A 23,417-nucleotide genomic window follows, 5' to 3' on the forward strand; every position below is an offset into this window, starting at 1 on the left:
AGCGTCATGCCCCACCCCCTGCCAGCCTGTCCTCCAGTGCAAGCAGGTCCGCCCAGGCATCGCGCTTGGCATGAGGGTTGCGCAGCAGATAGGCCGGGTGACACATCGGCAGCACGGGCAGGTCCAGCGCGCGGCTCCATTGGCCACGGGCGCGGGTGATGCCGCGCTGGTTCAACAGCGCCGCCAGCGGCGTATTGCCCATCACCACCACCACCTCGGGTGCAGCCAGTTCGATATGCCGCTCCACAAAGGGCCGCATCATCGCAATCTCTTCCGGTGTCGGGTCGCGGTTCTGCGGCGGGCGCCAGGGCAGCACATTGGTGATGTAGAGCGCGTGCTCCAGGTCGGGCGCGCTGCGCGACAGGCCGATGGCCGCGAACATCCGGTCCAGAAGCTGGCCCGCACGGCCCACGAAGGGGCGGCCTTCCATATCTTCCTCGCGCCCTGGTGCCTCACCAAGGATAAGCACCCGCGCCCCGGCCCGCCCATCGGCGAACACCGTATTGCGCGCGCCGCGCTTCAACTCGCACAGGTCATAGCCGGAAATCGCCGTGCGCAGCGCCTCCAGGTCCTGGGCAGCCTGTGCCAGCGTCCGCGCTGATTCCACAGGGTCAGGCCCGGTCGGCAGGGGCGCCGCGGGTTCGGTCGCCACACGCGCCGGGCGCGGGGCCGGAGCCGTCGCCTTGGGCGCCATCGCCGGCGCCTCCTGCGGCAGGGCAAAGGCGTCCAGCGGGCTGTCGCCCACCACCTCGGTCACGCCAAGCTCCGCCTGCCAGGCCAGCGCCTCCAGCGCCGCCTGCCAGCCGCCCGGTCCCAGAATGTCCTCGGCGATTCCCATCGGCAAAGGCTAGGCCGGAACGCGCGCCGGGGAAACCCGCCGCCGCAAACCGGCCCGATCCATCACGACGCGTTGCTGGTCTTTTCGATCCAGGCGCGCATTTCCTCGTTCTCGCTGCGGGCCACGCGCAGGCCCTCCATGGTGGCGCGCAACTCCGCCTCCATCTGCGAAAGCTGGCTTTCCAGCTCGGCCTCTCGGTGTTCAAGATAGAGGATCGCCTGGTCGCGCGCCTCTTCGGCCTCGTGCAGCGATTGCGCCAGATGGTCCATCTCGTCCATGTGCCCGCCCGGCACGCGCGCAAAGCGGTGCAGCAGCCAGTGCGACAGCCAGCCAAGCGTGAATGCCACCATCAGGATCACCGAGGTGACGAGGATGAACAGGGTCCGATCCATGACTCTTCCTTGACGCCGCCGCGCCCTACTGGAAATCGCCGGGCCGCGACTTTGGCCGCCGGGTCTTTTCGGTCGGCGCGACCGATGGGCTCATGTCGCCCGAGAAATCGGGGCCGTCAACGCCTTCTGCACCCGCCCCGCCAGCTGACGCAGTGGCAGTCGCCGGCGCATCCAAGATCAGCGTGAATTCGATGCGGCGATTGGCCTCGCGACCCTCTTCGGCCATGTTGTCCGCGATCGGGCGGCTTTCGCCATAGCCCACGGCCTTCAAGCCCGAGACATTCACCTGCCGGCCCTGCAGCGCCACCACCACGGCCTCGGCTCGCGCCTGGCTCAGGGCCAGGTTGCCGCTCTCGCTGCCCTGCGCATCGGTATGTCCCGCCACTTCCATGCGGACGCCGGGGCAGTCTTTCATGATCTTGGCCAACTCGTCCATCAGCGGCGCCGCAGCCCCGGCGATCTCGGCCGAGCCGGGCTCGAAGGTGATCTTCTGCCGCTCCAGTGCCGCATGGATGTCCTGGGCACATTCCTCGGGCGTGGGCAGGGCCGCCAGCGGGTCCAGTTCCTCGTCATAGGTGACGTTCACCGTGAAGGTCTGCCCCTGCCCCAGGCTCGAAGACAGAATCTGCGCAATCCGCGCCTTGGCCATCTGCGACCCCGAAACGCCGGTGACGATCACCGTATCCGGCCGCACCATCAGCGTGCCGTGGTCGAGCTGCGCCAGCGCCTTCAGCCCGGCCAAAACGCGAACCGGCCAGCCCTTCGGCAGGTCCGGGTCGATCCGCGTGGCCAGGTAGACGTTGCCGATGCCGAACTCGGCGCGGGCATAGCTGTTCACCGCCCCACGCAGAAGCTCGTCGTTCAGCCTCCCGCGAATCTCCAGCTTGTGCGTCTCGGCCGCCAGCGTCGCCGTCACCTCGGCCGGACCTGCCGGCACCGCCGCCTCGGCCTTGGGTAGTTCCGCCTTCAGCGAAAACGCGTCCGGCAGCGCGGCCTCCAACTCGCCGATCACCCGATCATACAGCGCCTGATCCGTTCCCTCGGCCGCCACCAGTGTCACATCGGCATCCGAAAAGGTCAGCGCCCCCTGCCCCAATCGGGCCAGCGCCGCGATCCCCGCCTCTGCCGCCGCCGCCCACTTCGTCGAGGGCGTGCCGAGGCCGATGTCGCAGGTTCCCGGCCCGGTCATGCCCGCCGCCGCTGCCGCCGCCAGGATGCGCGCGCGCGCCTCATCGGTATCGGCCGAACAGGCGTCGAACCGCGCCCCGGCCCCGTCGATCACAAATCGCAACGTGAACGGCGTAAGCACCGGCCGCGGCGCCGAGATCGCCACCTCGGTCGTCAGCCCCTCGGGCACCGCCCCCCCGATTCGCGTCTCCAGCGCGGTCTTCTGCGCCTCGCTGTCGGCAATCGCCGTCACCTCCACATGCTGCGGCGCCACCGAGATCTTCGAACGCGGCAAGTCCTTCAGCGCGGCCAGCGCAAAATCCAGCGCCGCGTCCCAGCCCTCGGGCTCGGGAAAATCCGCCGTCTCCAGCATATCCGTGACCATGCCCGTGCCCGCAATCGCCGTGACATTGGCCGCCAGAGCCTCACGGTCGGTCGCCGCCGGGATCAGCCCGATCAGCTGAATCTCGCTGTCGTTGCGCAGGATCTCCACCGAAAACGTCGGCGCCTCGATGGCCTTGGCCGCCGCCACCTCCAGGTCATCGCGAATCCGGCTCGGCTCGATCTCGGCCCCCGCCAGGTTCACCGCGCGGAACCGCGCCGCCTCGTCCGGCGCGGTCCCGCTCAGCCGAACCTGCAGCCCGTCGGTCTCTACCGTGACCCAGCTGACGCCCGCCTCGGCCAGCCGTGCCTCGATCGAACTGCGCGTGCGGTCCTCGATCGACGTGGCCGCCACCGTTGCGGCGCCCGCCGCCACCAGGGCGGCAGCGGAGAAGGCGGCAAGAGAGGCAAGGAACGGGGTCAGGCGTGGCATGGGGTCCGGGATGGTCGTTTCGGAAACGCGCGGCACCGCAGACTCGGGCGCCGGAACCGGGCCAGTCCTAGGCCGCGGGCGGCGCAGGTTCAATCAGACCAGAGCCGCCACGGCAAGAAACAGCGCAGCAATCAGCCCGGCATCGCGGTTCGACCGGAACAGGATCATGCAGGTGTCCGGGTCGTCGATGTCCAGCCGGCGCATCTGCCAGGCCAGATGCCATCCAAAGCCCCAGACGCCGCCAAGCGCCAGAACCAATGCCAGCGGCCGGTCCTGCGGCGCCCAGGTCACCAGAACCGCCAACCCCATCAGCGCGACCGAGATCAGCATGAACGCGCGCAGCCAGGCCTTCGTCGCCGTGCCGAACAGCCGCGCGGTGGACTTCACGCCGATCAGCGCATCGTCCTCCTTGTCCTGATGGGCGTAGATCGTGTCGTAGAACAACGTCCAGACCAGCCCCGACAGGTACAGAAGCACCGCCCCCCAGCTCACCGTTTCGGCATGGGCGGCATAGGCCAGCAGCGCACCCCAGTTGAACGCCAGCCCCAGGAACACCTGGGGCCACCAGGTGAACCGCTTGGCAAAGGGATAGACCGCCACCAGCGCCAGCGAGCCGATGCCCAGACCCACCGCCACCCAGTTGTAGGAAAACAGGATCGCCGCTGCCACCAGCGCCTGCCCCACCATCCATACCCCGGCCTGCCGCAGCGTGACCTGCCCCGAAGGCAGGGGGCGCGACCGGGTGCGCGCCACCTGCGCGTCGAAATCGCGGTCGGTGATGTCGTTCCAGGTGCAGCCGGCACCGCGCATCAGGAACGCCCCCGCTCCGCAGGACAGGGCCAGCCACAGATCCCACAAGCGGTAGCTGTCCACCCCCGCCGCCAAGGCGATGCCCCACAGGCACGGGATGTACAAAAGCCAGGTGCCAATGGGCCGGTCCGCCCGCGACAGGCGCAAATAGGGCCTCAAGCCCGCCGGCGCATAAAGGTCCACCCAGTTGCCCGGCACGGCGTCATGCACCACCCCTCCGGGGGCCACCGGCGGCTCTGGCATTCCCGCTGTCCCGGTCATAGGCTCCCCGTCATGTCGGATGCGAAGGTCAGGCTCTATGTAGATCAGCCCCTCGGCGCGGGGCAAGCGGTGGCGCTGACCGCCGACCAGGCGCATTACCTCTTTGCCGTCATGCGCCTTGGCGCCGGCGACCTTGTCCTTCTGTTCAACGGCCGCGATGGCGAATGGCGGGCCGAGGTCGCTGCCTCGGCCAAGCGCGGCGGCACGCTCGCCTGCCTTGCCCAGACAGCACCCCTGCAACCCCCGCCCGACCTCTGGCTTCTCTTCGCGCCCATCAAGAAGGCCCGCACCGATTTCATCGTGGAAAAGGCGGTCGAGATGGGCGCCGCCCGCATCCTGCCCGTGCAGACCCGCTTCACGAACGCCGAACGCCTCCGGCAAGACAAGCTCCATGCCCATGCCATCGAGGCCGCCGAACAATGCGGCGCGACCTTCGTTCCCGAAGTCACCGACCTCCAGCAACTCGACCGCCTGCTTGCCACCTGGCCCGCCGACCGCCGCTTGATGTGGGGCGACGAAGGTCTGGCCGGTCAGACCGCGAGCCTGCCCGACCTGCCGCGGGGGCAGCCCTGGGCCATCCTCATCGGCCCCGAAGGCGGCTTCGCCGAAACGGAAAAGACCCGCCTCCGCGCCCTGCCGCAGATCGTGCCCGTCAGCCTTGGCCCCCGCATCCTGCGCGCCGACACCGCCGCCGTCGCCGCGCTCACGCTCTGGCAACTCCGCTACGGCGACTGGGCATGACCCCTGCCTTCCGCCCGATGGCACGGAAAGACCATGCCACCGTGGTCGCGCTCCTCAACACCGATCCGGCCGGCACCATGTTCCCGCAGGGCAACCTGGCCGGGGTTGGCGTCGAAACCGATTTCTGGGTCTCGGGCGACCCCGTCTCTGCCGTGCTGGGCCTCACGAGGTCGGGCCAGATGATCCTGCCGCACGGCCCCGGCACCGACTGGTCTGGCGCCCGCGCCATTCTGGCGGGGCGTGCCGTCGCCGGCTTTGCCGGACGCCCAGATCAGGTCCGCGCCCTCCGCGTCGCCCTCGGGCTCGACACGATTCCCGCCCGCTTCGACAGCGACGAACCCGGCTACGCGCTCGACCTCGCGAACCTGACCCTGCCCGATTGCACTGGCCTCACCCTCGCCCCCCTGACCGATGCAGACGAGGTCATCATCCTCGCCTGGCGCACCGCCTACGAGGTGGAAACCTTCGCCACCCCGGTTGAAGAAGCGGCCGCCAACGCCCGCAGCGCCTTTGCCAGATGGCGCGACGCCGGCAGCCACCGCCTGCTCTGGCGTGACGGTCAGCCCGTGGCCCTGTCCGGGTTCAACGCCCGCCTGCCGCACATCGCCCAGATCGGCGGCGTCTATGTTCCCCCCGAATTGCGCCGGCAGGGTCTTGCCCGCCGCGTTGTGGGCCTCCACCTTCTTCAGGCGCGCGATGAAGGCGTCACACGTGCCGTGCTCTTCGCAGCCTCCGAACCGGCTGAACGCGCCTATCGTGCGCTCGGCTTCCAACCCGCCGGGCGATTTGCCCTGATCCTGTTCCCCAAGGCCGAAACGGTGCAGCCATGCCCCTGATCCGTCCCGCCGCCGCCGCGACCCTCCGCCGCTTCAGCGAGCCTCTGACCGCCGCCGCCGTCACCGCCTTCGGCATCTGGCTGATGACGCTTGGCGGCTGGCTCCTCTGGCCGCTAGGCGGTTTCCTCGCGGTGATGGGCCTCGCCTGGGCCGTGCAGGCCTTGCGAAGGGTGCGCTTCCGTCAGCCTGCCAAGACCCCCGGCGTGGTCGAAGTGGACGAAGCCCAGGTCGGCTATTACGCGCCCGACCTCGGCGGATATGTCTCGCTCGATGAACTGGTCGAACTGCGCATGGTGCGCCTGCGCGGCAACCGCTTCTGGCGGCTCAAGCAATCCGACGGCCAGGCCCTTCTTGTGCCGGTCGATGCAGCGGGATCTCATCGCCTGTTCGATGCCTTCGCGGCACTTCCCGGCATGGACACCCAGGCGCTGGTCGCTGCTTTGGAAGACCCCGTCCCCGCCGGCGAAGGCAACCTGCCCGCCCCGGCCGAAAGCATCGGCGCCGTGATCTGGCGACGCGCCGACCGAAGAGGCGGCCGGGGTGGCCTTGACTTGGCCGCGCGGTCAAGACACCTGTAGCGCCCTGACCAGGCACGTGCCGACCCGAACCGGAGACCCAGAATGTCCATTCCCCAGTCCGGCGGCGGGCCGATCGAACACTTCGGCCAGCTTGCCGAATACATGGAAGCCGGCTGCAAGCCGCGCGACAGCTGGCTAATCGGCACCGAGCATGAAAAGTTCGGCTGGCTCACCGACACCCGCCTTCCCCTGCCCTATGCCGGCCCGCGCTCGATCTCCGCGCTGTTCGACGCGCTGATCGCCCAACACGGCTGGACAGCGGTCCGCGAGGGCGAAAACATCATCGGCCTCACCCGCGGCATGGCCAACATCAGCCTGGAACCCGGCGGCCAGTTCGAGCTTTCGGGCGCCCCGCTTGCCTCGCTCCACGACACCCGCGCCGAGCTGGAAAACCACCTGGCCGAGGTGAACGGCATCGCCGGCCCCCTGGGAATCCGCTTCATGAGCCTCGGCGCCGCGCCGGAATGGACACATGACCAGATGCCGGTCATGCCCAAGGGCCGCTACCGGCTGATGACCGATTACATGGGCCGCGTCGGCACCCACGGGACGCAGATGATGTACCGCACCTCTACGGTGCAGGTGAACCTGGACTACGCCTCCGAAGCCGACATGGTGAAAAAGCTGCGCGTGGCCCTCGCGCTCCAGCCCGTCGCCACCGCCCTCTTCGCCTCCTCTCCGTTCTTCGACGGCAAGCCCAACGGCCACATGAGCTGGCGCAGCCGCATCTGGCGCGGCCTCGACGACAGCCGCACCGGGATGCTGCCTTTCGCCTTCGAAGATGGCATGGGCTTCCAGCGCTATGTGGACTGGGTGCTCGACGTGCCCATGTACTTCGTCTACCGCAACGGCCAGTACATCAACGCCCTCGGCCAAAGCTTCCGCGCCTTCCTCAAGGGCGAACTGCCCGCACTGCCCGGCGAAAAGCCCACGCTCTCGGACTGGGCCGACCACATGACGACCGTGTTCCCCGAGGCCCGGGTCAAGCGTTACATCGAGATGCGCGGCGCCGACGCCGGCGACCTGCCCCATCTCGTTGCGCTCCCCGCATTCTGGGTCGGCCTGATGTACGACCAGACCGCGCTCGACGCCGCCTGGGATCTGGTCAAGGGCTTCGACGACACCACCCGCCAGGGCCTGCGCGTCGCCGCCTCGGTCTCCGCACTCGGCGGAGAGGCCGAAGGCGTGAAGCTCATCGACCTTGCCCGCGCCGCCGTGGGCCTGTCCCACGCCGGCCTCGCGGCACGCGGCCTCGGCGAGGAAATCCACCTCGCCCCCCTCATGCAAAGCCTCGCCACTGGCCAGGTCCAGGCCAACCGCCTGCTCACCCTCTACAACGGCGACTGGCAGCGGAGCCTCGAACCGATCTACGCCGCCACCAGCCTTTGACCCCCGCCCTTACGCGCGGGGGCCAGCCGCCCACTAACGCGGCACGCGCGGCACCGAAGAGGCGCCATAACCCGCGCCACCGGCCAGCGGGTCCGACCCAAAGGCATTGTCCCCCGCATCGCCGGCCTTGATCATCCAGTAAAGCAGGATGATCCAGCCCACGATCGGGATCAGGATGATCCAGAACCACCAGCCCGAATGGCCGGTGTCATGCAGCCGCCGCACCATGACCGACAGGCCCGGCAGCAAGGTCACAAGCGAGAACACGCCGCCAATCGGCCCGGTCTGCGCCTCGACCATCATGTCGCCCATCTGCACCACCTGCGCACCGAACAGCATCCGGTCAACAACGCCCAATACCGCCTGGGCGATGATGATGAACAGGATCCACCACCAGTATTCCGACCGCCGTGCGCGGCCCGAAAAGGTCACATACTTGTTGAAACAGGTCCTGACGGCCTCGCCAAACCCCATTGCCGGTCCCTCCTGAAACGCCGGTCATGGCGCCGGCCTGGGTTCAGCCTACCACATCTTGCGGTCGCGCGGCAAAAAAACGCCTCAACCGCCCGGCCGCACCGACATGAACCGCCCGTCGCCCCAGACCAGCGCCTCGACGCAAGGGTCCACGCCGATGCCGCCGCAGTCCACGCCGTTGTGATACAGCAGCAGGACCTTCGCCCCGGCGAAATCCGTCACCGTCCAGGCCTGCGCCAGGAAATCCTGCGCCTTGCCGTCCACCACCACGGTCAGCCAGGTGCCGCCCGATCCGCCATAAAGGCTCGCGGCAGAGGAACACTGGAACTTCCCCGCATCCACCACCGTCTCGGGCACCCCATCGCCGGTCAGATCCACCGCCTGAACCGCATCCTCGGCCGCCGTGAAGACCCCGTTCTCGAAGGCCGCGCAATCGGCGGCCGCCCGCACCAGCACATCCTCGGCCGGCCCCGCCAAGGCCGCACCCGGCGCCATCAGCGCCAGCAGGATCATCAGGTTCCGCATCGCCTCACCCCTTCTTCGCGCCGATCTTGGGCTCGGTCCCGGCCTTCAGCCGCTGAATGTTCGGCCAATGCCGGACATAGACAAGGACCGTCAGCACAACGACCAAGACGAACAGCTGCCCCTGTCCGAAAATGAAAAGCCAAAGCGAGGCCGAAGCCGTCGCCACCAGCGCCGAAAGCGAGGAGATTCGCCCCACCAGCGCCACCACCAGCCAGGTCGCGCAGCAGGCCAGGCCGATCCGCCAGTCCAGCGCGATCATCGTGCCGAGGAAGGTCGCCACGCCCTTGCCACCCCGGAACCCCAGCCAGACCGGGAACAGGTGGCCCAGGAAGGAAAACAGCGCCGCCACCTGCGCCGCATCCTCGCCCAGCATCGCCCGCGCCACCAGCACCGCCACGGCACCCTTGGCGCCGTCCAGCACCAGCGTCGCCGCCGCCGCCGCCTTGTTGCCGGTGCGCAGAACGTTTGTGGCGCCAATGTTGCCCGACCCGATGGCCCGCAAATCGCCCAGGCCCATCGCCCGCGTGACCAGCACGCCAAAGGGGATCGAGCCCAACAGGTAGGACAGCACCGCGGTCAGGGCCAGCGCCAGGGGGGCAGACAGGATCTCGGGCATGGTCTCAGCGTCCCTCGAAAACCGGCGTGCCACCCACGAAGGTCGCGCGCACCTTACCCTGCAGCCGCGCCCCGTCAAACGGCGTGTTCTTCGACTTCGACCGCAGGGTGAAGCGGTCCAGCACGAACGGCGCTTCCGGGTCGAACAGCACCAGATCCGCCGGCGCCCCCACCGCCAGCCGGCCGCAGTCCAGCCCCATGCGCCGCGCCGGATTCAGCGACAACGCCCGGAACAGGGTGGGCAGGTCGATGTGCCCGCCATGCACCAGCCGCAACGCCGCCGGCAGCAGGGTCTCCAGCCCCACCGCCCCGCTCGCTGCCTCCTCGAAGGGCAGGCGCTTGCTTTCCTCATCCGCCGGCGTATGGAACGACCCCACCACGTCGATCAGGCCCAAGGCCAGCGCCTCCACCATCGCCATGCGGTCATCCTCCGACCGCAGCGGTGGCGTCAGGCGAAAGAAGGTGCGGTACTCGCCCACGTCGAATTCGTTCAGAGTCAGGTGGTGGACGGAAATCCCCGCCGTCACGTCCAGCCCGTTCTTCCTGGCCCGCTCCAGCGCCGGCAGCGCCCGCGCGGTGGTGATCTGGTCCACATGCCAGCGCACACCGGTCATCTCCACCAGCGCCAGGTCGCGGTCCAGCCCCATGCGCTCGGCCATCGGATGCACCGCCGGCAGGCCCTTCAGCGAGGCGAACTTGCCGCTCGTCGCCGCCGCCCCCGCCGAAAGCCCCGGCTCCTGCGGATGCCCCACCACCAGAACGCCAAGCGACCGCGCATAGACCAGCGCGCGAGACAAGACCTTGGTATCCGTCCCCACATGGTCGAAATCGGTAAAGGCGATGGCCCCGGCATCCTTCAGAAAGCCGATCTCGGTCATCTCGCGGCCCGCCCGCCCCTTGGTCAGCGCCGCCATGTGGCGGATGTTCACCAGGCTTTCCGCCGCGCGCCGGGTGACGAATTCCAGCGTCTCGGGCGTGTCGATGGCCGGCGCCGTGTCGGGTCGCGCCACGATGGTCGTGACCCCCCCCGCCGCCGCCGCCAGCCCCGCGCTGCCAAAGCTCTCGCGGTGCCGCTCGCCCGGCTCGCCGATCTTCACACCCCAGTCCACGATTCCCGGCGCCAGGCAAAGCCCGTCGCAATCGATCTCTTCCGCCCCCGCCGGCGCCGCCACGTCCCGCGCCACGATCACCCCGCCATCCAGCACCAGCGATCCGGTCCGGTCCTCGCCGGTTTCCGGGTCGATCAGGCGGGCATTGGCGAGGTGCAGGGTCATTTCAACCACCAGAACAGGATGATGAGGACTGGTAGGCCGACAAGCGCGACAAGGGCAAGGGGCAGCCGCACCGCCGCGGGCGGCGGCACGGGCTGCGGCGGTGGCGCCAGCACAACCGGTTCCTCGGGCGCGGGCGGCATCGGCAGGGCACTCAGGCCCCGGCCCTCGGCATAGGGGCCAAAGACCTCCACACCCGGCAGGGGCGCCAACTCCGTCTCCCGCCCGCCGAACGCGCGCGACAGCACCAGGAAGACCACACCCTGCAGGGCATCCAGCCGCCCCCGGTCCGGCGCCATCGCTTCTGCCGGCACATCCCAACCCTCGGCCAGATAGCCAGACAGCCCAAGTCCTGCCAGATCGGCCAGGCTCAGCCGCTCCACCTGCCCCGCTTCCAGGCCCGGCAGGCCCAGAAGCCGCGCTGCAGCCGCGGCCGGCGGGCCGCCCGCCACAGCCACCTTGCCGGGGGCGATGATCCGCAGTTTGCCCGTCTCGCCCGGAGGCACCCGATTCGATTCGCTCATCCCGTCGATCTCCCTGCTGGCTGCCAGCCCACAGTCGGGCGCTTTCCGCCGCGTTTCAAGGAACTGGCACCGGCGGCCTCACGCCCGCTTCCGCGCCGCCTCGATCGCCGCCACCGCCGATGGCGCATCCGCCAGATAGCGGATCAGGATCTTGTCGCCCTGCTTCGTCACCACCTGAACATGGCCCATCAGCTTGCGCACCAGCGTGATGTCGACCAGCGCCACCCGCCGCGCCCCAGGCCCGACCAGCGCATTGTCGGTCAGCCGCCAGACATCGGCCATCGCCTCCGACCGCAGGTAAAGCCCCCGCAATCCAAGCGCCAACGCCGCCGCCACCGGCCCTGTCCAGGGATAGGGATTGCCCATCACGACCAGCGCGATCCCCGCCGCCGCACCCAGAACCACCGCCATCGCCAGATGGTTCAGCCAATAGCGCCCGGCATCGGGACGAAACTCCACATCCGCCATCCTCACCCCTCCCGGTCCGGCATCCCGCGCCACGACTCCACGGAACGCCCCCGCCGTCAAACGATCCGTTCCGCAGATGGCTTGCCCCCGGACCAGCATCCCCCTTGCAGAACTACTCCCAAGGGGGGCGCCGCGCTTGCGCGGCGACGGGGGCGCCCCCCCCTGCTCTGACGCGTGCCCTTCGCAGGCGGCAGAGCGCAAGGGCGCGCGCGGCCCTCCGGCCGCGCACATCTTGACAAATGGTTAAGACGGCCAAGCAAGCCATTGATATCCTTGGACCCAATCAAGCGTCCAAGCTCGGACGCCTCAGCCCTTGCCCTTGGGGAACAGATAGGTCACCACCAGCCGCGCCCCCCATCCCTCTGCCGCCTCATCCGGGCTCTCCGCCCAGTACCGCACGCCCCCGGTGATCTGCACGGGCTTGCCACCCAGCTTGATGATCTGGCCCACGGTAAAGTTGATCGGCACAGACCAGGTCTCATCCACCCAATTGTAGGTGGATTCGGTGTTCAGCGTGATCGAGGTCGCCTTCTTGGTGGAATAGCTGATGAACGGCTGCAGGAACATGTTCGAGCTCTCGCCGAACTGCTCCTCCTTGTTCACCGACCAGATCTGGTTGGCCAGCATCCCAAGCGTCCAGCCATGCTTCTGCGTCAACACCACCCCGGTGATCCCCGCCCCCCACTGGTTCGGCGCAATCCCGTTGGTGGCGGTCGGCACGTTGAACACCGGCCCCACACCCCAGATCAGCCCGCCCTTCGTGGGCGCCTTTGGCGAAAAGAAGAAGCTCTGCGTCGTGTTCCCCAGCCCGTTCACCGTCCCGAAATCCGGCGTCAGGTCGCTGAACGAAACCAGCGGCAGGATGGTCCGCGAGATCAGGTTCCAGTCCTCCGAGATCGAGATCGGGATCACCGGCTGGATGTTCATGTAGGTCTGGGTTCCGTTGCCATCCCCGATGCCCTGGTTCCAGTTCAACTGAAACGGCACCGAGATCAGGTCGGCCACCGGGTTCGACAACTGCGTCGCCAGCGATTGCTCGCTGTCCCCGCCCGCCGGGGTCCCCGCCGACGAATAGCTCAATCTCGGCTTGGGCCAGACCGTCTCGTCAGGCACCGCCTGCGCCCCCGCCTGTCCCGCCAGCACAACCGCAACAACCGCAACCAGAAGCTGTCTCATGACCCTCGCCCGCCTTCTTCGGGGCGAAAGTAGCATGGGCCCACCGGCCAGTTTGCGCCGCAAGTGCCAATCCGCAGGAAGAACTTTGCGCGAGCCGGCCCTTGCCCCTCAGGCCATCACACCCAGGGCCTTCGCCCCCCGCGCCGCCCGCAAGTTCCGCGCCAGCAGGTCCATGCAGGCCATGCGCACCGCCACGCCCATCTCGACCTGTTCCTGGATCACGCTCCGGTTGATGTCGTCCGCCAGCGTGCCGTCGATCTCGACGCCGCGGTTCATGGGCCCCGGATGCATGACGATGGCATCGGGCTTGGCATGGGCCAGCTTGTCGGCGTCCAGCCCGAAGCGGTGGTAATATTCCCGCTCCGACGGAATGAACCCGCCGTCCATCCGTTCGCGCTGAAGCCGCAGCATCATCACCACGTCGGCATCCTTCAGCCCCGCCGCCATGTCGTCGTACAACTCGCAGCCGAAATCCTGCACCCCCGCGGGCATCAGCGTGGGCGGCGCCACCAGGCGGATGCGATTCTCCATCTTGCCCAGCAGGATCAGGTTCGACCGTGCCACCCGGCTGTGCGCGATGTCACCGCAGATCGCCACGGTCAGCCGCTGGATGCGCCCCTTGGCCCGCCGGATGGTCAGCGCATCAAGCAGCGCCTGCGTCGGATGCTCGTGCCGCCCGTCGCCCGCATTCAGCACCGCGCAATCCACCTTCTGCGCCAGAAGGTTCACCGCGCCGCTGGAGGGATGGCGCACTACCAGAAGGTCGGGGTGCATCGCGTTCAGCGTCATCGCCGTGTCGATCAGCGTCTCGCCCTTCTTCACGCTGGAAGACGCCACCGACATGTTCATCACATCGGCGCCCAAACGCTTGCCGGCCAGTTCGAAACTGGCCTGCGTGCGCGTCGAGTTCTCGAAGAACATGTTGATCTGCGTCAGCCCCGCCAGCACGTCGGATTGCTTCACCGTGCGCCGGTTCAGGTCGACATAGCGGTCGGCCAGATCCAGCACGGTGCGAATCTCGTCGGGGGCCAGGTGTTCGATGCCAAGAAGGTGGCGGGCGCGGAAGGTCATGGGCGTCTCCTGCCGGGAATGGGCCGCTTATGCCAAGCCTGTCACAGCCCGTCCAGCAGCGCCGTCACCAGCGGGCTCGCCGGATCGGCCAGCGGGTCGACCACGTCGAAATGGTGCCGTCCCGGATCGGCCGTCCAGGGGCAGCCCCATTCCTCGCTCAAGACCCGCGCCTGCCACAGGAAGGATGGCCGCTCCTCTGCCCCCACCCAGACATGCGCTTCGCACCCGGCCCGCAGCCCATGCCGCGCCGGGCTTTCCGCCGCACATTCCGCCGCATCCAGCCGCAGCTTCTCGTTCATCCCGGTCCGCATGATCGGCCCCAGATCGGCCAGGGGCGAGATCGGCACCACACGCACCACACGTGCCGCCACGTCCGGCGCGCAATCGGGGTTGCCCATCCGCGCCGAAAGATGTCCGCCCGCGGAATGGCCGGTCACCACCACCGGCCCCGCCACCTCGGCCATCGCCACCCGCACCGCCGCCGCGACCGACAGGGTCATCGCCGAAATCCGCACCTCGGGCGCCAGCGGATAGGACGGCATCGCCACCGCCCAGCCCCGCGCCAGCGCCCCCGCCGCCAGATGCGACCAGTCCCGCCGCCCGAAGGCCAGCCAATAGCCGCCATGCACAAAGACCATCAGCCCGCGCGGCGTGCCCTCTGGCAGGAACAGGTCAGTCTCCTCCCGCGCGCCGGGCCCATGCCGCAGCACAGCCATGCGCGCACCGTCACGGAACGCCGCCGCCGCCTGTTCCCACCGCGCCGGAAAGGCATCGGCCCCGGCAATGAAGGCCCCATTGGCATAGGCCCGGTCCCAATCGTCGCGCCAATCCATCACTCATCGCCTCTTTTGATCAAATTTTCAGCCAAACCATAGCCCGGAACTGGACAAGACCCGCGCCCGAAGGCATTGCAGGATCAACCGAGAACTGGGAGGCCCACATGCTCGATTCCGTGACCGATCTGCGCTCCATCCTCAAGGACCCATCGCTCCTGCCCACCAAGGCTTATGTCGGTGGCGAATGGATCGAGGCAGAGGGCGGCAAGACCTTCGCCGTGACCAACCCGGCGCGCGGCGATGTCATCGCCCATGTGCCTGACCTCAGCCGCACCGATGCCGCCCGCGCCATCGAAGTGGCCGACCGCGCCCGCCACGAATGGGCGGCCCGCACCGGCAAGGAACGCGCCGCGGTGCTGCGCAAGCTCTTTGACCTGATGATGGCCAACCAGGACGACCTCGCCGCCATCCTGACAGCCGAAATGGGCAAGCCGCTGGCCGAGGCCAAGGGCGAAATCGCCTATGGCGCGGCCTATGTCGAATGGTTCGCCGAGGAAGCCAAGCGCATCTACGGCGAAACCATCCCCGGCCACCTGCGCGACAAGCGCATCACCGTCATCAAGCAGCCGGTCGGCGTCGCCTGCTCGATCACGCCCTGGAACTTCCCGAACGCGATGATGACCCGCAAGATGGCCCCGGCGCTGGCCGCGGGCTGCGGTTTCGTCGCCCGCCCCGCGGCGGAAACGCCGCTCTCGGCCGTGGCCGTGGCGGTGCTCGCCGAACGCGCGGGCCTGCCTGCCGGCGTCTTCTCGGTCATCACCTCGAAGCGCGCCTCCGAGATCGGCAAGGAATTCTGCGAAAACCGCCGCGTGCGGAAACTCACCTTCACCGGCTCCACCGAGGTCGGTCGCATCCTCTTGCGCCAGGCGGCCGACAACGTGCTGAAATGCTCCATGGAACTGGGCGGCAACGCGCCCTTCATCGTGTTCGACGACGCCGACCTCGATGCCGCCGTGGCCGGCGCGATGGTGTCCAAGTTCCGCAACAACGGCCAGACCTGCGTCTGCGCCAACCGCATCTATGTCCAGGCCGGCGTCTATGACGCCTTCGCTGAAAAGCTGGCGGTCGCGGTGAAGAAGCTGAAGGTCGGCGATGGCCTCGTGGCCGGCACCGAAGCCGGCCCGCTGATCAACGAGGATGCGGTCGCCAAGGTCGAGGAACACATCGCCGATGTGCTGGCCGGCGGCGGCAAGATCGTGACCGGCGGCAAGCGCCACGAGCTCGGCGGCACTTTCTACGAGCCCACCGTTCTGACCGGCGTGACCGACGACATGAAGGTGGCAACCGAGGAAACCTTCGGCCCGGTCGCCCCCCTCTTCCGGTTCGAGACGGAAGAAGAGGTGATCGCCCATGCCAACAACACGATCTTCGGCCTCGCCTCCTACTTCTACGCCCGCGACATCGGCCGCATCACCCGCGTCCAGGAGGCGCTGGAATATGGCATGGTCGGCGTCAACACTGGCCTGATCTCCACCGAGGTCGCGCCTTTCGGCGGGGTCAAGCAATCCGGCCTCGGCCGCGAGGGCAGCCACCACGGCATCGAGGACTACCTCGAAATGAAATACATCTGCCTCTCGGTCTGATCCGGTTGCAGGGTTGTGCCGCCGCGAAGAGCGGCGGCAAGCCTTTCCAGTCACCTTTGCGGCTGAAGGGCCGCGAAGGCTCCGCCGCGCGGTGGAGAGCATCGCTTCCGCGGGCCCATGGCCCGCGCGCGGCAAGATCACCGTCTTGCCCCTGCGGTGCGATTGCCCTAGGTCGGGGCCATCCTCCCTAATCCTTGCCCCCATGTTCGTCGAACTTTCCATCATCTTTGCCCTGATCCTTCTGAACGGGGCGCTCGCCATGTCCGAACTCGCGGTGGTCTCGTCCCGCCCGGCGCGGCTGAAACCGATGATCGACGCGGGCCGCTCCGGCGCAGCCTCGGCGCTGAAGCTTGCGGAAGACCCCGGCCGGTTCCTTTCGACCGTTCAGATCGGCATCACCGCCGTGGGCGTGCTGTCGGGCGCTTTCTCCGGCGCCACGCTCGGCCCGCGCCTCGCCTCGGTGCTGTCCGACATGGGCGTCTCGCCGCAGAACGCCGACCGCATCGGCGTGGCCGCCGTGGTCGTGGCGCTGACCTACCTTTCGCTGATCGTGGGCGAACTGGTGCCCAAGCAGGTCGCCTTGAAGAACCCCGAGGCCATCGCCGTCCGCGTGGCCCCGGCCATGGTGCTGCTGTCGAAGGCGGCAAGCCCGGTGGTCTGGCTGCTGGACACCTCGGGACGGCTTCTCCTGCGCCTTCTCGGCCAGTCCGGCGAAAGCAAGTCCCGCGTCACCGAGGAAGAGGTGCGCACCATCCTCGCCGAGGCCCGCTTCGAAGGCGTGATCGAGGACGAGGAGCAGGAGATGCTCACCGGCGTCATGCGCCTGGCCGACCGCTCGGCCCGCGCCCTGATGACCCCGCGCCGCGATGTCGAGATGATCGAGGCCGACGCCACCCCCGCCGAGGTCCGCGCCGCCTTCCGCCGCATCGCCCGCCCGCGCATCCCCGTCCGCCGCGGCGACGAGGTGCTGGGCGTCCTCTACCTCACCGACGTGTTTGAGGCGCTCACCACCAACAAGCCGCTCGATCCCCAGGCCCTGATGCGCGAGGTGCCCGTGGTCTCGGACCAGGCCGATGCGCTGGACGTGATCGAAATCCTGCGCGGCTCGTCCAACCACATTGCGCTGGTCTACGACGAATACGGGACGTTCGAGGGCATCATCACCACCGGCGACATCCTCGAAGCCATCACCGGCTCCTTCCTCGAATCGCACGAGAACGAACCCGCCATGGTCGAACGCGCCGATGGCGGCTGGCTGGTCTCGGGCTGGATGCCGGCCGACGAATTCTGCGACCGGCTTTCGATCCCGCGCGACCTTGCCGGCGGCTACGAAACCGTGGCGGGCCTCGTGCTGAACCAGTTGGGCCGCCTGCCCCGCCTGGGCGAACATCTGGAAGCCGCGGGCTGGCGTATCGAGGTGGTCGATCTCGACGACCGCCGCATCGACAAGGTGCTCGTCACCCGTCCCTGAGGCCCTGATATCCCATAACAGGCCGGCGATTTTGCCTGTCGGCCCCGCTTTGCCCCATGTCCTCGGCAGGCCCAACGCCTTGCAACCGCGAAAGGACATGACGATGACCCGCAAGCTCTCGCTGACCCTGACCCTCGCCGCCGCGCTCGCCGCCGCCCCCCTCGCCCCCGCCCATGCCTGGGGCGAGAAGGAACAGAACGCGCTCCTCGGCCTCGCGGCACTCGGCACCATCGGCGCGCTCTACTGGAAAAGCCAGCAAGCCCGCGTCGCCCCCGCCCCCGCGCCCGTCTACGCCCCCGCCTATGCCCCCGCGCCCTTCCGCCCGACCGTCTCTTCCTCGGGCAGCTCGATCTATGCCACCCCGGTCGCCTCGGCCTTCAACAGCTACAGCTACGGCGAACGCCAGCGCATCCAGAGCCGCCTGAAGGGCTGGGGCTACTATGCCGGCGGCGTCGATGCCGCCTTCGGCCCCGGCACCTATTCCGCCATCGCCGCCTATGCCCGCGACGGCAATGAATCGCAGCGACTCTCCACCACCGCCGGCGCCTATGCGCTCCTGGACGGCCTGCTGTTCTGAGCCGCAAAAATTTCCCGCGGCCCCCAAGGATGGACGCCCCCACCGCGTCCAACTAGCGTGATGCTGATGGACACGCCCGACGAAATGCTGGCCCGCGCGGCGGCGCAAGGCGACCGCGCGGCCTTTGCCACGCTGCTGGCCCGGCATTACGACCGCCTGCACGGCTTCTGCTGGCGCCTCACCGGCAGCCGGACCGAGGCGGAAGACCTGACGCAAGACATCTGCGCCGCGCTGCCTGCCAAGCTGCAAGGCTGGCGGGGCGAGGCGCGCTTCACCACCTGGCTCTACCGCATCGCCGTCAACGCCGCCCATGACCTGCGCCGCCGCCAGGCCACCCGCGCGAAAGCCGCGCTCGGCTGGGGCGACTGGGAGCTTGCCCGCCAGGACGAGATCGCCGTGGAACGCGAAGCGCAGGACTGGCTCGCCACCGCCATGTCCAGCCTCTCGCCCGACCTGCGCGACACCGTGGCTCTGACGCTTGGCGAGGGCCTCACCCAGGGCGAGGCGGCCGAGATCCTGGGCCTCTCCGAAGGCACCGTCGCCTGGCGCATGTCGGAGGTGAAGAAGCGCCTGAAGGCGATGGCGAAGGCGGAGGGGATGACATGACCGACGATTTCGACCGCCTCACCGCCGCGCTGAAATCTGCCCCTCCGCCCGAACCGGGGGCGAAAGAGGCCGCGCTTCGGCTGGCCATGGAAAACTACGACCGGCTCCAAGCTTCGGCGGCCGGGGCACGTCCCAGTCTCGATCCCCCGCATAAGGCGGGGTTCCTGACCGGAGTGCTCGCCATGCTGAAATCCCTCGCCACCCGCCCGCTCCTTGCCGCCACCACCTCGGCGGCCGCTCTGGGCCTTGGCCTTGTCGTGATCCTGCCGCAGATGCAGGCCCCGCCCGGACCCGCCCTGCCGCCCGCGACGCAGACCGAAGCCGCGCCTGCCAGACCCGCGACCCGCGCAGCCACGGAATCCCCTGCCGACGCCCGCGCCAAGAGTGTCGCACCGGCCATGGCCGAAGCCGACGCGCCAGCCCCAGAGCCGCTGGCCGATACCGCAGCGGGCACCGTTGCCGCCGCTCCGCCACCCGCGGCCCCCGAGGCCGCGCCGGCCAGTCAGGGCGGGATCACACCCACGGGGGAAATGCGCAATGGCGTGATCTCCCCCTCAGACATGATCGCGCCCGCGCCCGAGCCCAACACCGAAACCTTCGCCGATTTCGACCCCAACCCGGTGAAGATCACCGCCGAACAGCCGGTTTCCACCTTCTCGGCCGATGTCGATACCGCCTCGTGGTCGATCCTCCGCTCGTCCCTCAACGCCGGGCAACTCCCGCCGCCCGAGGCCGTGCGCATCGAAGAGATGGTGAACTACTTCCCCTATGCCTACCCCGCGCCGGAACCGGGCGCCGCACCCTTCCGCCCCTCGGTCACGGTCATGCCGACGCCCTGGAACGCGGACACCCGCCTTGTCGTCATCGGCCTGCAAGGCGCGATGCCCGCCATCGCCGACCGTCCGCCGCTGAACCTCGTGTTCCTCATCGACACCTCCGGCTCGATGGACGAACCGTCGAAATTGCCGCTCCTCAAGCAGTCCCTCCGCCTCATGCTCCCCGGCCTGCGCCCGGAAGACCAGATCGCCATCGTCGCCTATGCCGGCTCGGCCGGCACCGTGCTGCCCCCCACCCCGGCCAGCGACCGCGCCACCATCTCTGCCGCACTCGACCGCCTCTCCGCCGGCGGCGCCACCGCCGGGGCCGAAGGGCTGGCGCTGGCCTACCAGGAGGCCACAAGGATGGCCGCCCCCGGCGAGGTCAGCCGCGTGATCCTTGCCACCGACGGCGATTTCAACGTCGGTATCAGCGACCCTGACGCACTCAAGGATTTCATCGCCAAGGAGCGTGACAGCGGCACTTACCTGTCGGTCCTCGGCTTCGGCCGCGGCAACCTCGACGACGCCACGATGCAGGCCCTCGCCCAAACCGGCAACGGCACCGCCGCCTATATCGACACCGCGAACGAGGCGCGGAAGGTACTGGTCGACCAGCTCACCGGCGCGCTTTTCCCCATCGCCGACGACGTGAAATTCCAGGTCGAATGGAACCCCGCCCAGGTCGCCGAATACCGCCTGATCGGCTACGAGACCCGCGCGCTCAACCGCGAGGACTTCAACAACGACAAGGTGGATGCCGGCGAAATCGGCGCGGGCCTGCAAGTCACCGCACTCTACGAGATCGCCGCCCCCGGCAGCCCCGGCCTCAAGACCGATCCCCTGCGCTACGGCACAGAGCCGGTGCCCATGACCACCGATGAACTCGGCTTCCTCCGCCTGCGCTGGAAAGCCCCAGGCGCAACCGAAAGCCAGCTCATCGAACAACCCATCCTGCCCACCGACACCCCACCGTCAGAAGACGCCCGCTTCGCCGCCGCCATCGCCGGCATGGGCCAACTGCTGACCGGCGGCACCTACCTGGGCAACTGGGGCTGGGACCAGGCCATCGCGCTGGCCGAGGGCGCCAAGGGCGAAGACCCCTGGGGCTACCGCACCGAGGCCGTCAACCTCATGCGCATGGCCCAGGCGCTGGAACGGTGACCCGTAGGGTGCGCATTCATTGCGCACCCTTCCCTGCCAAAGTCGAGCTCAGCCCCCCGCGTGGCGGGGTTCACCCCGCCACGCCCCGCACCGGTAGGGTGCGTGCTCGCACGCACCACTCCCCCCGCCCCCGCCCCGGCGAAAGCCGGGGCCTCAGTCCCTCCATGCGCAACCCCGCCCCCCTTCCCGCGCCGGTCGGCGAAACGCCAGCAAATCGCCAAGGGGCTGGCAGCTATCCCCGGACACCTGATGCACGGGCCGCGCCTGCTGACCCCGTTCGCGATGCCCGAAGCGATAACCTCGGGCTTGGAGGCGGTTTCGAGGCTCAGGACACGCGAGAGTTACGCCCCGTAGGGTGCGCATTCATTGCGCACCAACCACCCCCCATTCCAAGCATCACGCCCGCCCGGCATGCGCAAGGATGACGACCCCAATCCTTAAGTCCAAGTTAATCCGCGCCGATAACCCATTGATATCCTTCACACCACCCAGGCGTCCGAGCTCGGACGCCCGTCAGGGAGCCAGGGCCCGGTCCAGGTCCTCGATCAGGTCCTCGGGGTCCTCCAGGCCCACCGAGAGGCGGAAGACCCCCTCCCCGGCCCAGGCCCGCCAGTCCGCCAGCGCCGCCCCCTCCATCCGGTAGGTCGAGGCCTGGATCTCCTCGGTCCCGATCAGGACGCAAAGGCTCCTCTGGTGGCCCAGGGAGAAGGCATAGTGGATCGTCCGGAACCTCTCGGCCATCCGCCGGGCCACCACCGGGGCGTCGGGGCACTGGAAGGTGACCATGGCGCCGGGCAGGTCCATCTGCCGGACCACCAGCGCCCGCTGCGGGTGGCTCTCCAGCCCCGGCCAGCACACGGCGCTGACCCCCGGATGCCCCTGCAGGTGCCGGGCCAGCACCCCCGCCGTGGCGCAGGCGGTCCGGATGCGGGGGAACAGGGTGTCCAGCCCCCGCAGGATCAGCCAGGCATTCTGGGCCGACAGCGTGGCGCCCAGGTAAACCCCGGCCCGCGACCGGATGGCCGACACCAGCTCCCGCCGCCCGATCACCGCGCCGCCCAGGGCATCGCCGTGGCCGTTCATGAACTTGGTCAGGGAATGGATCACCAGGTCCACCCCATGCTCCAGCGGCCGGGTGATAACCGGCGTGGCCAGGGTCGAGTCGACCGAGACCAGCACCCCCCGCGCATGGGCCAGCGCCGACAGCGCCGCCAGGTCGGTCAGCCGCAGGATCGGGTTGCAGGGCGTCTCGGCGTGGATCAGCCGCGTCTCGGGCCGGATCGCCGCCTCGGCCGCCGCCAGGTCCGACAGGTTCACCGGCGTCACCGCTATCCCCAGGTCCGTCAGGACCCGCGTGGCCAGCTCAAAGGCCCCGGCATAGCAGACATCCGACACGATCAGGTGATCCCCGGCCTTCAAGAGCCCCAGGAACACCGCCGCGATGGCGCCCACCCCGGTGGCCGCCGCCATCGCATCCTCCGCCCCCTCCAGCGCCGCAAGCCGGCGTTCAAGGTCACGGACGGTGGGGTTGGTCCAGCGGGCGTACAGGAAGGGCTGCTGGGTCAGGTCCGCGCCCTCGGCCGAAAACCCCGCCTCCCCCGGCACGAAGAGGTTGTTGACCGACATCGAGATGCCGGGCGCGATGGCCCCGGTCACCGGGTCGGGCCGCAGCCCGCCATCCAGTGCCCGCGTCGCCGGCCGCTGCCCCTCGCCCTGACCTGCCATGCCCCGACCCTCCCGCGCTGCCTTGCGCCCTCTGCCCCAAACCGGACGCCACGGCAAGCGTGAGCCCAAAACGAACAGGCCCGGCAGGTTTCCCTGCCGGGCCATTTCGATCCTCCAGGGATCACCGTGTCAGTGGGACGGCGCCTCGACCGTCCGGGCCTCCAGCGCGCGGCCTTCCAGATCGCCCGACCGGGCGATCTCGATGCGGCGGGGCTTCAGGGCCTCGGGCGTTTCGCGGACGAGATCGACGTGCAGCATCCCCAGGTCATGGGTCGCGCCGGTGACGCGCACATGATCGGCCAGAGCAAAGCGGCGCTCGAAGGCGCGGGTCGCGATGCCGCGGTGCAGGAAGGTGCGGGTGCCTTCTTCCGGCTCCTTGCGGGCCGACACGACCAGCGTGCCGTCCTTCACCTCGACCGAAAGCTCTTCGGCGGCGAAGCCGGCAACCGCGACCGAGATGCGATAGGCATCGTCGGCGGTCTTTTCGATGTTATAGGGCGGGTAGGTCTGGCTGGTCACGTCATTCGTGATCACGCGGTCCATCAGGTCGGCGATACGGTCGAAACCGACGGTGGCGCGGTACAGCGGCGCAAGATCAAAGCTGCGCATGGGTCATCCTCCATTGGGAAGCGATAACGATGTAAGCCCCCCTTTCGGGCGGGCGGGGTGATGCCCGGAACCCGTCATGGC

The 23,417-nt window shown here is 68.8% G+C and carries 24 protein-coding genes; 9 read left to right on the forward strand and 15 right to left on the reverse strand.

The features are described 5' to 3' along the window. Positions 1–4: 4 nt before the first annotated feature. From JO391_RS10380 to ubiA, 4 genes are all read right to left on the reverse strand, one after another. On the reverse strand, positions 5–838 hold the full coding sequence (locus JO391_RS10380) for a uracil-DNA glycosylase (protein ID WP_220660421.1): 834 nt from the start codon (positions 836–838) through the stop codon (positions 5–7). A gap of 62 nt (positions 839–900) precedes the next feature. Continuing rightward, positions 901–1,230 carry a hypothetical protein gene (locus JO391_RS10385; protein WP_220660422.1) on the reverse strand — a complete coding sequence of 110 codons (330 nt, stop codon included), beginning with the start codon at positions 1,228–1,230 and terminating at the stop codon, positions 901–903. Between the two features lie 25 nt (positions 1,231–1,255). Continuing rightward, the gene (locus JO391_RS21720; protein WP_220660423.1) at positions 1,256–3,211 is read right to left on the reverse strand and encodes an OmpA family protein; all 1,956 of its coding nucleotides are present in this window, start codon (positions 3,209–3,211) and stop codon (positions 1,256–1,258) included. Between the two features lie 93 nt (positions 3,212–3,304). Then, complete coding sequence (gene ubiA, locus JO391_RS10395) at positions 3,305–4,264, reverse strand: 4-hydroxybenzoate octaprenyltransferase (RefSeq protein WP_259444668.1); 960 nt, start codon at positions 4,262–4,264, stop codon at positions 3,305–3,307. Between the two features lie 30 nt (positions 4,265–4,294). Here ubiA and JO391_RS10400 point away from each other — a divergent pair, with 30 nt between their 5' ends. Genes JO391_RS10400 through JO391_RS10415 form a run of 4 tightly spaced genes read left to right on the forward strand, consistent with a single transcriptional unit; the run spans position 4,295 to position 7,826 of the window. Next, positions 4,295–5,023, forward strand: coding sequence for a 16S rRNA (uracil(1498)-N(3))-methyltransferase (locus JO391_RS10400; protein ID WP_220660425.1), 729 nt, complete (start codon positions 4,295–4,297; stop codon positions 5,021–5,023). Beyond that, positions 5,020–5,859 carry a GNAT family N-acetyltransferase gene (locus tag JO391_RS10405; protein WP_220660426.1) on the forward strand — a complete coding sequence of 280 codons (840 nt, stop codon included), beginning with the start codon at positions 5,020–5,022 and terminating at the stop codon, positions 5,857–5,859. Before JO391_RS10400 ends, JO391_RS10405 begins: the two co-directional genes overlap by 4 nt. Next, complete coding sequence (locus JO391_RS10410; RefSeq protein WP_220660427.1) at positions 5,850–6,437, forward strand: hypothetical protein; 588 nt, start codon at positions 5,850–5,852, stop codon at positions 6,435–6,437. The genes JO391_RS10405 and JO391_RS10410 overlap by 10 nt, the downstream gene beginning before the upstream one ends. Positions 6,438–6,479: 42 nt before the next feature. Beyond that, a complete protein-coding gene (locus JO391_RS10415) occupies positions 6,480–7,826 on the forward strand; it encodes a glutamate--cysteine ligase (RefSeq protein WP_220660428.1) in 1,347 nt (448 codons plus the stop codon). A gap of 33 nt (positions 7,827–7,859) precedes the next feature. Here JO391_RS10415 and JO391_RS10420 read toward each other — a convergent pair whose 3' ends face one another. The 9 genes from JO391_RS10420 to JO391_RS10460 all read right to left on the reverse strand — a co-directional run bounded on the left by JO391_RS10420 (position 7,860) and on the right by JO391_RS10460 (position 14,783). Then, the gene (locus tag JO391_RS10420) at positions 7,860–8,300 is read right to left on the reverse strand and encodes a DUF805 domain-containing protein (protein ID WP_220660429.1); all 441 of its coding nucleotides are present in this window, start codon (positions 8,298–8,300) and stop codon (positions 7,860–7,862) included. Between the two features lie 84 nt (positions 8,301–8,384). Continuing rightward, positions 8,385–8,825: a hypothetical protein gene (locus tag JO391_RS10425; RefSeq protein ID WP_220660430.1), complete on the reverse strand. Its 441-nt coding sequence runs from the start codon at positions 8,823–8,825 to the stop codon at positions 8,385–8,387. Positions 8,826–8,829: 4 nt separating this feature from the next. After that, positions 8,830–9,441 carry a glycerol-3-phosphate 1-O-acyltransferase PlsY gene (gene plsY / locus JO391_RS10430; protein ID WP_220660431.1) on the reverse strand — a complete coding sequence of 204 codons (612 nt, stop codon included), beginning with the start codon at positions 9,439–9,441 and terminating at the stop codon, positions 8,830–8,832. Between the two features lie 4 nt (positions 9,442–9,445). Beyond that, positions 9,446–10,714, reverse strand: a complete 1,269-nt coding sequence (gene pyrC, locus JO391_RS10435; protein ID WP_220660432.1) for a dihydroorotase — start codon at positions 10,712–10,714, stop codon at positions 9,446–9,448. Next, entirely contained in the window at positions 10,711–11,235 is a 525-nt protein-coding gene (locus tag JO391_RS10440) for a hypothetical protein (protein WP_220660433.1), read from the reverse strand. The genes pyrC and JO391_RS10440 overlap by 4 nt, the downstream gene beginning before the upstream one ends. A 78-nt stretch (positions 11,236–11,313) precedes the next feature. Then, the gene (locus tag JO391_RS10445; RefSeq protein WP_220660434.1) at positions 11,314–11,703 is read right to left on the reverse strand and encodes a hypothetical protein; all 390 of its coding nucleotides are present in this window, start codon (positions 11,701–11,703) and stop codon (positions 11,314–11,316) included. A gap of 306 nt (positions 11,704–12,009) precedes the next feature. Next, positions 12,010–12,879, reverse strand: coding sequence for a transporter (locus JO391_RS10450; protein WP_220660435.1), 870 nt, complete (start codon positions 12,877–12,879; stop codon positions 12,010–12,012). Positions 12,880–12,987: 108 nt separating this feature from the next. Beyond that, entirely contained in the window at positions 12,988–13,950 is a 963-nt protein-coding gene (locus JO391_RS10455) for an aspartate carbamoyltransferase catalytic subunit (RefSeq protein ID WP_220660436.1), read from the reverse strand. Positions 13,951–13,991: 41 nt separating this feature from the next. Continuing rightward, the gene (locus JO391_RS10460) at positions 13,992–14,783 is read right to left on the reverse strand and encodes a hormone-sensitive lipase (protein ID WP_220664528.1); all 792 of its coding nucleotides are present in this window, start codon (positions 14,781–14,783) and stop codon (positions 13,992–13,994) included. Positions 14,784–14,890: 107 nt separating this feature from the next. On the opposite strand from JO391_RS10460, the gene JO391_RS10465 reads away from it, so the two are divergent. The 5 genes from JO391_RS10465 to JO391_RS10485 all read left to right on the forward strand — a co-directional run bounded on the left by JO391_RS10465 (position 14,891) and on the right by JO391_RS10485 (position 21,002). Next, positions 14,891–16,369, forward strand: a complete 1,479-nt coding sequence (locus tag JO391_RS10465) for an NAD-dependent succinate-semialdehyde dehydrogenase (protein WP_220660437.1) — start codon at positions 14,891–14,893, stop codon at positions 16,367–16,369. Positions 16,370–16,571: 202 nt separating this feature from the next. Continuing rightward, positions 16,572–17,840 carry a hemolysin family protein gene (locus JO391_RS10470; protein WP_220660438.1) on the forward strand — a complete coding sequence of 423 codons (1,269 nt, stop codon included), beginning with the start codon at positions 16,572–16,574 and terminating at the stop codon, positions 17,838–17,840. Positions 17,841–17,943: 103 nt separating this feature from the next. Continuing rightward, positions 17,944–18,417, forward strand: coding sequence for a peptidoglycan-binding domain-containing protein (locus tag JO391_RS10475; RefSeq protein ID WP_220660439.1), 474 nt, complete (start codon positions 17,944–17,946; stop codon positions 18,415–18,417). 66 nt (positions 18,418–18,483) lie between these two features. Then, positions 18,484–19,023 carry an RNA polymerase sigma factor gene (locus JO391_RS10480; RefSeq protein ID WP_220660440.1) on the forward strand — a complete coding sequence of 180 codons (540 nt, stop codon included), beginning with the start codon at positions 18,484–18,486 and terminating at the stop codon, positions 19,021–19,023. Beyond that, complete coding sequence (locus tag JO391_RS10485; RefSeq protein ID WP_220660441.1) at positions 19,020–21,002, forward strand: vWA domain-containing protein; 1,983 nt, start codon at positions 19,020–19,022, stop codon at positions 21,000–21,002. The genes JO391_RS10480 and JO391_RS10485 overlap by 4 nt, the downstream gene beginning before the upstream one ends. 513 nt (positions 21,003–21,515) lie before the next feature. Here the strand turns inward: JO391_RS10485 and JO391_RS10490 are convergent. After that, positions 21,516–22,727 (reverse strand): trans-sulfuration enzyme family protein, encoded by a 1,212-nt coding sequence (locus tag JO391_RS10490; RefSeq protein WP_220660442.1) that lies wholly within the window; start codon positions 22,725–22,727, stop codon positions 21,516–21,518. A 129-nt stretch (positions 22,728–22,856) separates the two neighbouring features. After that, positions 22,857–23,336, reverse strand: a complete 480-nt coding sequence (locus JO391_RS10495) for an Hsp20 family protein (protein ID WP_220660443.1) — start codon at positions 23,334–23,336, stop codon at positions 22,857–22,859. Positions 23,337–23,417 lie beyond the last annotated feature (81 nt).

It is taken from the genome of Neotabrizicola shimadae, assembly GCF_019623905.1.
Taxonomy (GTDB): Bacteria; Pseudomonadota; Alphaproteobacteria; order Rhodobacterales; family Rhodobacteraceae; genus Neotabrizicola; species Neotabrizicola shimadae.